Annotated in this window: 11 protein-coding genes and 1 pseudogene; 6 read left to right on the top strand and 6 right to left on the bottom strand. The window is 71.9% G+C overall.

The window, feature by feature from the left end; genetic code table 11:
• Together I53_RS29365 and I53_RS29370 are read left to right on the top strand one after the other, a co-directional pair.
• On the top strand, positions 1 to 934 hold a 934-nt coding region (locus I53_RS29365), incomplete at its 5' end, for a zinc-binding dehydrogenase (RefSeq protein WP_043357775.1).
• A gap of 115 nt (positions 935 to 1,049) precedes the next feature.
• On the top strand, positions 1,050 to 1,706 hold the full coding sequence (locus I53_RS29370) for an SOS response-associated peptidase (RefSeq protein ID WP_043357758.1): 657 nt from the start codon (positions 1,050 to 1,052) through the stop codon (positions 1,704 to 1,706).
• Between the two features lie 6 nt (positions 1,707 to 1,712).
• Here I53_RS29370 and I53_RS29375 read toward each other — a convergent pair whose 3' ends face one another.
• The 3 genes from I53_RS29375 to I53_RS29385 form a co-directional block, all read right to left on the bottom strand.
• A complete protein-coding gene (locus I53_RS29375) occupies positions 1,713 to 2,474 on the bottom strand; it encodes a lytic transglycosylase domain-containing protein (protein ID WP_043357759.1) in 762 nt (253 codons plus the stop codon).
• An 82-nt stretch (positions 2,475 to 2,556) separates the two neighbouring features.
• Positions 2,557 to 2,817 carry a hypothetical protein gene (locus tag I53_RS29380; RefSeq protein ID WP_043357761.1) on the bottom strand — a complete coding sequence of 87 codons (261 nt, stop codon included), beginning with the start codon at positions 2,815 to 2,817 and terminating at the stop codon, positions 2,557 to 2,559.
• A 60-nt stretch (positions 2,818 to 2,877) separates the two neighbouring features.
• Positions 2,878 to 3,174: a hypothetical protein gene (locus I53_RS29385; RefSeq protein WP_051045121.1), complete on the bottom strand. Its 297-nt coding sequence runs from the start codon at positions 3,172 to 3,174 to the stop codon at positions 2,878 to 2,880.
• A 136-nt stretch (positions 3,175 to 3,310) separates the two neighbouring features.
• On the opposite strand from I53_RS29385, the gene I53_RS29390 reads away from it, so the two are divergent.
• Positions 3,311 to 3,523: a hypothetical protein gene (locus I53_RS29390; protein WP_043357763.1), complete on the top strand. Its 213-nt coding sequence runs from the start codon at positions 3,311 to 3,313 to the stop codon at positions 3,521 to 3,523.
• Here I53_RS29390 and I53_RS29395 read toward each other — a convergent pair.
• Positions 3,517 to 4,143, bottom strand: a complete 627-nt coding sequence (locus I53_RS29395; protein ID WP_043357765.1) for an MSMEG_1061 family FMN-dependent PPOX-type flavoprotein — start codon at positions 4,141 to 4,143, stop codon at positions 3,517 to 3,519. The two genes, I53_RS29390 and I53_RS29395, sit on opposite strands and share 7 nt — an antisense overlap.
• A 53-nt stretch (positions 4,144 to 4,196) precedes the next feature.
• Complete coding sequence (locus tag I53_RS29400; protein ID WP_043357767.1) at positions 4,197 to 5,363, bottom strand: hypothetical protein; 1,167 nt, start codon at positions 5,361 to 5,363, stop codon at positions 4,197 to 4,199.
• Between the two features lie 369 nt (positions 5,364 to 5,732).
• Here I53_RS29400 and I53_RS29405 point away from each other — a divergent pair, with 369 nt between their 5' ends.
• From I53_RS29405 to der, 3 genes are all read left to right on the top strand, one after another.
• Positions 5,733 to 6,341: an NnrU family protein gene (locus tag I53_RS29405; protein WP_043357769.1), complete on the top strand. Its 609-nt coding sequence runs from the start codon at positions 5,733 to 5,735 to the stop codon at positions 6,339 to 6,341.
• 93 nt (positions 6,342 to 6,434) lie between these two features.
• Entirely contained in the window at positions 6,435 to 7,145 is a 711-nt protein-coding gene (locus I53_RS29410) for a tetratricopeptide repeat protein (RefSeq protein WP_043357771.1), read from the top strand.
• 29 nt (positions 7,146 to 7,174) lie between these two features.
• Positions 7,175 to 8,530 (top strand): ribosome biogenesis GTPase Der, encoded by a 1,356-nt coding sequence (der, locus tag I53_RS29415; RefSeq protein WP_043357773.1) that lies wholly within the window; start codon positions 7,175 to 7,177, stop codon positions 8,528 to 8,530.
• An 85-nt stretch (positions 8,531 to 8,615) separates the two neighbouring features.
• Here the strand turns inward: der and I53_RS29420 are convergent.
• Positions 8,616 to 9,184: pseudogene (locus I53_RS29420) on the bottom strand (glutamate-cysteine ligase family protein); the annotation flags it as partial.

Here is a 9,184-nt window from a genome sequence, read left to right on the forward strand (position 1 = left end):
CCGGGGAACCTCTAGAGTCATCAACTGCGGCGCATGCCGCCAGTGCAAGCTCGGCAATTACTCGGTCTGCGAGCGCTCCAACCGCAACGCCGAGATGGCGGCCGCGCAGTTCGGCTACACGACGGCCGGCCTGTTCGGATACTCGCACCTGACCGGCGGCTATGCCGGTGGCCAGGCCGAGTATGTCCGTGTGCCGATGGCCGACGTCGCGCCCATGAAGGTGCCGGAGGGCATGGACGACGAATCCGTCCTGTTCCTCACCGACATCCTGCCCACCGGCTGGCAGGGCGCGGAGCATTGCGAGATCCAGGGCGGCGAGACGATCGCGGTCTGGGGCGCCGGCCCGGTCGGCATCTTCGCGATCCAGTCGGCGAAGATCATGGGGGCCGAGCGGATCATCGCCATCGAGACCGTGCCCGAGCGCATCGCCCTCGCCCGGAAGGCCGGCGCCACCGACATCATCGACTTCATGAACGAGGACGTGTTCGAGCGAATCAAGGAGATCACCAAGGGCCAGGGTGCCGACGGCGTGATCGACTGCGTCGGCATGGAGGCGAGTGCCGGCCATGGCGGCCTCACCGGCGTGCTCTCCGCCGTCCAGGAGAAGCTGACCGCCACCGAGCGGCCCTACGCGCTGGCCGAAGCCATCAAGGCGGTCCGGCCCTGTGGGATCGTCTCGGTGCCCGGCGTCTATGGCGGACCGATCCCGGTCAACATGGGCTCGATCGTCCAGAAGGGCCTGACCCTCAAGAGCGGCCAGACCCATGTGAAGCGCTATCTCGAGCCGCTGACCAAGCTGATCCAGGCGGGAAAGATCGACATGACCTCCCTGATCACCCACCGTTCGCACGACCTCGCGGACGGGCCGGACCTCTACAAGGCCTTCCGCGACAAGAAGGACGGCTGCGTGAAGGTGGTGTTCCACCTGAACTGAGGCGGCGCGCTCCGGCCGCCGATCGGCTGGGGCGTATCCCCGTAGGCCCGGCTGGGCGCGGCATCCCGGAAGCGTGTAGAGCCGGCGCCGTGCCCACCAACCGTCCGGGACGCCCATGTGCAACCTCTACAGCCTGCGGACCGGCCCCGCGGATCTGCGCCGGGCCTTCGCGATCGCGGAGGACCGCACCGGAAACCTTCCGCCGTTGCCGGCTATCTTTCCCGACCAGCTGGCGCCGGTGGTCCTGAACGGCACCGCCGGACGGGACCTCGCGATGATGCGCTGGGGCATGCCGGGGCCGAAGGCGTTCGGCGAGCATCCGATCACCAACGTGCGCAACGTCGCGAGCCCGCACTGGCGACCCTGGCTCGGGGTCGCCCATCGCTGCCTCGTGCCGGTCACCGCCTTCAGCGAGTACGCCGACACCAAGCCGCGCAAGACGCCGGTCTGGTTCGCCCTCGACGAGGATCGGCCGCTCTTCGCCTTCGCGGGGATCTGGCGGCCCTGGACGGGCGTACGGGGGACGAAGCGCGAGAACCCGGACCGGGTCGCCGCGGAGCACCGGCTGTTCGCCTTCCTGACCACGGAGGCGAACGGCGTCGTCGGGCCGGTCCATCCCAAGGCGATGCCGGTGCTGCTCACGCAACCGGAGGAATGGGCGACCTGGCTCGAGGCGCCCACCGCGGAGGCGCTCCGGCTCCAGCGCCCGTTGCCGGATGCCGCCATGCGCGAGGTCGCCCGGGGGGCGCGGTCGGACGGGGCCGAGGACTGATCCGCCCTACCCGCCCGCCGGCTCGCCGGAGGGATGGCCTGTGGGGGCGGCCGTCACGCCGCGGGCCCGCCAGCGCGCCAGCACAGCGGCGTTGAGCCGGGCGATCCGCGCGCGGTGCGCCTCCCAGAACGAGAGCGGCGGCGTCGGCTCGGCGACCACGCGTGTCCGGTGGACGGGTCGCGTCTGCTTGTCGGCGAGGCGGAACGGGACGGCTGGGCGGGCGCTCGCCCGGACGAGGCGCGCTTCGGGATCGGCCAGGATCGCCTGGGCGCGGGCGCAGTAGAGCTGCGACAGGGGCGAGATCACCTCCGACCCGTGTCCCGCCCGGTACTTCATAAGGGCGCGGCAGAGGTCGCCGTCGGCCCGGCGCCAGGCTTCGGCGAGATAGCGTACGCCGTAGCGAACGTTGATCTCCGGGGCCGCCAGCTCGGCGACGGTGCCCCGGAAGCCGAGCATCGCCGCGGTGGTGGGCCGGACCTGCATCAGACCGACCTCGCCGACGCTGCCGACCACGGTGGGATCGTAGCCGCTCTCGATCCGCGCGACGGCGTCAGCGACCGCGAGCGGCAGGCCGGTGCCGGCGGCCTCGCGGGCGATGAGCGGCAGGAAGCGGGCTCGCGCATCGGCGACGGCCGGCGCCGGCGCGGCAACCGGGGGAACCGGCGGCAGGGACGCCATGCCGAGCGCATGCACCGCCAGAAAGGTCGCGGGCCGGGCCTGCGCGGGGGCCGCGCAGGTCAGCAGCAGGAGAAGCAACGGAGCGCGCATCGGCCGCCACGGAGAGGGTCCGGGACCTGTCTATCCCGGCCGCCTCAACGAAGCCTTTCGCCGCCCCGGCGACGGGCCGAAGCTACTGCACCGGCCCGCGCTCGCGCGCCTGCAGCAGCCGCAGGGCCTCGCCCAGGACCGTGTGAAGGTCGGCCACGCCCTGGGGGCTGAGCGGCAGGCCGACCCGCTGCCCGTGGATCGTGCTGAGGACCAGCATGGCGAGATCCTCGCCGATCAGCAGGTTGGATCCCGGCAGGCAGAGCGGCAGGACGAAATCACCCTCGACCTCACCGAGGACATCGACCGCATCCGCGGGCCGAAAGGGCGGCTTCCGATCGGTCATCGCTCCCCTCCTCGCTATCCGCGCGGCGCCGATGGGCCGCCCGGAGACTCATACCGTGTCTCAACCCGGATCCCGGTCGGGCATCCGCAGAGACCGCACCGTGAGCGTGTCGATCTCCAGCGCGCCGATCTCCAGGGAGCCGACCCGGGCCCGCCCCACCGAAAGGCGTCCGATCACGAAGGCGCCCACCGCGACGACGCCGAGCGCCGCGGCCCCGAGGGCCAGCGCACCCAGCGCTGACGCCCCGACCGTCCCGGCGCCGATGGCACCTGCGCCCAGAAGCGCCGTGTCGCGGGGGTCGGCCGACGCCGTCCCGACCGTCCCGATCTCGGCCTCCGGAACCCTCGAATGCGGCATGCGGGATCCTCTCCGGGCGGTCCACTCCGACGACAGCTATACGCGACATTAACCGCGTTTTCACGCCGCGCGCTGACGATGGTCCTCGGTCCCCGCACCCCGGACAGTCCGTCCGCAGCCAGAGAGGACGTCGCCCGTGCAGCATCTGCTCCCGGCCTTCGCGATCTTCGCATCCGGCTGCCTGCTGATCCATGTCGGCCGTGCCTATGCCCGGGCAACGACGATGCTGCTCTCGGGCACCGCCCTGATGCTGAGCGTGACGCTCGGCACAGTGGTCTGCCAGCGGATCGGCCAGCCGGTGCGCTCCGTCGCATCCGACGCACGAGCCCTCGGCCAATCCGGTCAGTAGAGCCGTGTCCGATAGGCGTCGGCGATGGTGGCCTCGGCCTCCGCCACGTCGGCGGCCGCAGTCTGATCGGACAGGATGCGTCCCAGGCTCGGGAAGGTGTCGCGCGCGACATGACGCGCCGGATCCCAGAGCCCGGAGCGGATCATCGCCTTGCCGCAATGGAAAAACGCCTCGCGCACCTGCACGACGAGCCCGGCGGCCGGCACCTTGCCCTGGGCGCGCATGGGCTCGAGCAGCGCGGCGTCCTGCGTCAGCGCGGCGGTGCCGTTCACCCGGAAGGTCTCGTCGATCCCCGGCACGAGGAAGATCAGCCCGACGCCCGGGCTCTCGAGCAGATTGAGGAACGTGTCGATGCGGTTGTTGCCGCGCCGGTCCGGGATCACCAGGGTCCGGGAATCCGCAACGGCGACGAAGCCCGGCGCATCGCCCCGGGGACTGGCGTCGACATGGCCGGCCTTGTCCGCGCTCGCCACCACCAGGAACGGCGCGAGAGCGATGAAGCGGCGGCCGTAATCGTCGATGTGGTCGAGCACCTTGCGGGCGGCGAGCGGTCCGACGGGCCCGAACTGCCCGCGCAGCGCGGCGGCATCGCGAATCGGCGTATCGGCTTGCGCGTCCATGCGAACCTCTCAGGCCCTGAGTGGCGCGGCGGCCGCATCCCGGTCAAGCGCGATCAGGGCCAGACGTGGATCGCCACCGGGCGGCGCAGCAGGTCCCGGTCGGAGGTGATCGTGCAGCCCTCCGTGCGCAGGCGCGCGTAAGTGAGCAGCGCCCGGTCTCCGACATCGTCGAAATTGCGGCCCCGCGCGTCCGGATCGAGCAGCGACGGATAGGCGATGAGCGGCGCCGTGGCCGCGCACGGGTCGTCGTAGAGGGTTGCGCCCGCGAGGAGCAGGCGCGGGCTGTCCCAGGTGATCAGGTCGCGGGAGGTGGTCCAGTAGAAGCCGGATTGCGGGAAACCCTCGGCCGCCTTGGCCATGAACACGGCGATCCAGGCGCCCGAGCCGCGGTGCCGGACGACGGCTCCGACCGGGCCCGGGAACGGCCCGACCGGCCGGCAGGTCGCCGTGTTCGGGCGGGCGGCGCGGTAGGGGTCCGGGAAGGCGGCGGTGAAACCGGTGCCGGTCCAGGCGCGCCAGCGCGTCGGATCGGCCGGATCGTCGCTGCGGAACAGGCAGATCCCGGATTCCTGGTCGCTGCCGGGCCGGGTCCAGCCGGTGGTCGAGGCGAGGAAGTACCGCCATCTCCCGTCCGCGACGATGTTCGACGGATTGAAGAAGCCGCGGTGGCGGCCCTGGTCGCTCTCCTGCCGGAATGGGGCTCCGGCGACCACCACGGGCGGACTCTGCCGCTTGAAGCTGCGGCCGCCATCCGTCGAGGCGGCGGCCGTGATCGTGTTGTACCAGCAGGCCATGTAGGTGGCCGCCGGACAGCGGCCCGGATGCTCGTTGGCCTGGTACTCGTGGTGGAGGAGTGCGGCCACGCGGGCGCCGTCCTCGGTCCAGATGGCGGTGATCCAGGAGCGGTCGTCGTAGGCCGCAGGATCGGATTTCTCACCCGAATCGAGCACCACCGTGCAGTCGAGCTTGAGCTGGCCGAGATCCGGGCCGCGCAGCGCCCGGTTGCGGTAATGCATCCCGTAGAGCGCCACCGCGCCCGCGGCGTCGCGGAAGGCGCGGGCCGGCGCGTCGGGGACGTCGGCGCCGTCGCAGGCATCGCGGCCGGCCTTGAAGATCTCCGTCGGCGGCCCGACCAGGGTCAGGGCCGAGAGCGGGGGATCGGCGGAGGCGGGGGTTGCGAAGGGGATCAGGACCAGCAGCGCCACGCGCCCAAGGCGCACCGCCCTCCCACACCCCTCTGCGGGGGAGGGTTTTCTGCGAAGCGGGCGGGGAGCGCGGCGGCGCGACGGTGCGGGCTTCAGCGCAGGTGGCGATCCCTCCGGAAACGGGGCTCCCCTCGCCCGACCCGGGCTGACGGCCGTGCCGCCCTCCCCCGCAGAGGAGGGAGGGAGACTGCGCGGCGCCGGCTGCTCAAACCCGCGCGATCGCAGCGTGGCACCGCCGCGTCGCATCCCGGACACCCGATCCGCCCAGCCCATGGTCGCCATCCGGCTGCGTCCCGGCCGCGCCTGGACAAACAGGCGGAGATTCGCTTGAGAACCATTACAGAGTGCTTGCCGCCGGCCGTGCGGCCCGACTGAAAGTCTCCTATGGTTCTCCTGATCCTCGGGCTGGTGCTGTTTCTCGGCACGCATGCCTTCTCGATGGCCCGCACCCGGCGCGCCGCGATCGTCGACCGGATCGGCGAGGGCCGCTACAAGCTCGGCTACATCGCCCTGTCGCTGCTCGGGCTGGTGCTGATCGGCATCGGCTTCCACGATTACCGCCTCGCCGGCTACATCCCGGTCTGGGATCCGCCGGTCTGGACGCGCCACCTCGCCCTGACGCTGGTCTGGCTCGCCTTCGTGTGCCTCGCCGCCGCCTACCTGCCGGGCCATATCCGCGCCAAGGCCAAGCACCCGATGCTGCTCGCCGTGAAGATCTGGGCCACCGCGCATCTCCTGGCCAACGGCGATCTCGGCTCGATGCTGCTGTTCGGCGGCTTCCTCGCCTGGGCGGTGGCGGCGCGGATCAGCGCCAAGCGCCGGGCTCTCGCCCCGGGGGCGGTCGCGGCTCAGCATGGCGGGCCGGCGGTGGCCCCGCAGGGCTGGCGCAACGACATCCTGGCTCTGGTGATCGGGACGGCCGCGTGGTTCGTTTTCGCCCGCTATTTGCACTATCCGGTGATCGGCGTGCCGGTCTGGCCGGGCACCGCCTGAGACACTGCCTGTCGCCAACCCCGCGCCCGTGTGTTAGGCGCGGGGCCCGAACGAGACGAGGTGGTCCGCTGAAATCATGCGGGCCGGGATAGAATGGCCGAGAACAACGAGTTCCTTCGCGAGGTCGACGAGGATTACCGCCGCGACCGGATCCTCCAGATCTGGAAGCGCTACAGCGGCGTGATCATCGCGCTCGCCGTGCTCGTGGTGGCGGGCGTCGCGGGCTGGCGCTACTGGCAGGCCCAGCAGCGCGCGGCGGCCGAGGTGGCCTCGGTGCAGTTCGACGACGCCAACCGCCTCGCCAAGGACGGCAAGGTCGCGGAGGCCGACAAGGCCTTCGACGCCCTGGAGGCGCAGGGCCCGGCGGGCTACCGCCTGCTCGCCCGGTTCCGGGCGGCGGCCGAGACCGGCAAGCGCGACGCCGCGGCAGGCGCCGCGGAGTTCGACAAGCTCGCCGACGATACCGGCCTGGGCGACGGCCTGCGCGACCTCGCGCGCCTGCGCGCGGCCCTGCTGCGCCTCGACGGGCCGAACCCGGATCCGGCGCTGGCCAACCTCCAGGGCCTGGCCGCCGGCACCCCGTTCCGCCACACCGCCCGGGAGATGCTGGGCCTCGCCGCCTTGAAGAAGGGCGATTACGAGGAGGCCGGACGCTGGTTCGACCAGATCGTGGCCGATCCTGATACCCCGCGGAACCTGCGGGATCGGATCGAGGTCTACGCGGCGATCGTCGCGGGCGGCCCCGTGACGGTGACCGAGGCCAAGCCCGAGCCCGCTGCCCCGCCCCCGCCGATCACGCGCTGATTTCTGTTCGGACTGTTTCGAGAACCACCATGGATATGCCGACCGTCGCGATCGTCGGGAGGCCGAACGTCGGCAAGTCGACCCTGTTCAACCGCCTCGTGGGCAAGAAGCTCGCGCTGGTCGACGACCGCCCGGGCGTCACCCGCGACCGGCGCGAGGGCGACGTCACCTTCGGCGGCCTCCAGTTCCGGGTGATCGACACCGCCGGCCTGGAGGAGGCCGACGCCGCGACCCTCACGGGCCGGATGCGGATGCAGACCGAGGCGGCGATCCTCGCCGCCGACGTGGTGCTGTTCGTGATCGACGCCCGCGCCGGCGTGCTGCCGGCCGACCAGCCCTTCGCCGAACTGGTGCGCCGGGCCGGCTGCCCGGTGATCCTGATCGCCAACAAGGCCGAGGGCGGGGCCGGCCTCGCCGGGGCCTACGAGGCCTTCACCCTCGGGCTCGGCGACCCGATCCCATTCTCCGCCGAGCATGGCGAGGGCCTGGGCGAGCTGCACGAGGCGCTCAAGGGCGCCCTGCCCCAGCGCGACGAGGACGAGGACGAGGAGGACGACGCGGACGCCCCTGGCGGCCGGTCTCTCAAGGTCGCCATTGTCGGTCGCCCGAATGCCGGCAAGTCGACGCTGATCAACCGCATGCTCGGCGAGGACCGGCTGCTCGTCGGCCCCGAGGCCGGCATCACCCGCGACTCGATCTCCCTCGATTGGGAATGGCGCGGGCGGCGGATCAAGCTGCACGACACCGCCGGAATGCGCCGCCGCGCCCGGATCGACGACAAGCTGGAGAAGCTCGCGGTCTCGGACGGGTTGCGCGCCGTGCGCTTCGCCGAGGTGGTGGTGGTGCTCCTCGATGCCACGATCCCTTTCGAGAAGCAGGATCTCACCATCGTCGACCTCGTCGAGAGCGAGGGCCGCGCCCTGGTAATCGGCCTCAACAAGTGGGACCTCGTGGCCGACCAGCCGGGCCTGCTGAAGCAGCTGCGCGAGGATTGCACCCGGCTGCTGCCGCAGGTGCGCGGCGTCGCGGTCGTGCCGCTCTCGGGGCTGGCCGGCGACGGCGTCGACAAGCTGATGCAGGCGGTGGTGCAGGCCTCCGAGGTCTGGGACCGGCGGATCTCGACCTCGCGCATCAACGACTGGCTGAACGAGGCGACGTCCCGCAACCCGCCGCCGGCGGTGTCGGGCCGGCGGATCAAGATCCGCTACGCCACGCAGGTGAAGAGCCGGCCGCCGCATTTCGCGCTGTTCGGCAACCAGCTCAACGCCCTGCCGAAATCCTACACGCGCTACCTCGTGAACGGCCTGCGCGAGGCCTTCGACCTGCCGGGCACGCCGATCCGCCTGAGCTTGCGGACCTCGCAGAACCCCTTCGACAAGGGCTGATCCAGCCGCGGCCGGGCGGGGGTCCCCGTCGAGGCCTGCGTTGCATTCCCGCACCTCAGGATGCGGCGGGCGGACGGGACCCGCTCTACCGCGCCGCGTCGGCGATCCAGTCCACCGCCGCCGCCAGCGCGGCGCGCTCGTCCTTCCCCTCGGCCAGCGCGGCCTCGAAAGCCGCGATCTGCCCGTCCGCGCTGGTCCCATCGGCCACGATCGACCGGGCCCGGGCCACGTCCGCTGCACAGCCGAGGGCGTCCGCATCCTCGGCCACGAGGGCGAGCACCGCCTCCAGCGCCTCCGGGAACGGGACGGCGTCGCCCCGCGCCTCGTCGATCAGCGCCGCGGCCACGCCGCTGTGCTGGGCGCGCCAGAGGTTCTCGGAGGCCAGCGCCCGCGAGACGCCGTCGAGATCGGCATGGAGGTCGGGCCGGCGCACGCACAGGCGCACGAGGCAGCGGAACAGGGCGGCGACGCAGAGCGAATCGTCGAGCCGCGTGCAGGCATCGGCGATGCGCATTCCAGCGTCGGGAACTTGATCGAGGGGCGCAGCGACCACCACAGGAAGCTCGCATCGGCGATGGCGCCCGCGCGGGTCATGATGGCCGACAACCGCGCATGGGCAGCGGCATCGGAAAAAAACTCCGGGCAGGCGGTGCG

The sequence above is a fragment of the Methylobacterium sp. B1 genome, from assembly GCF_000333255.1.
In the GTDB taxonomy this organism is placed as follows: domain Bacteria; phylum Pseudomonadota; class Alphaproteobacteria; order Rhizobiales; family Beijerinckiaceae; genus Methylobacterium; species Methylobacterium fujisawaense.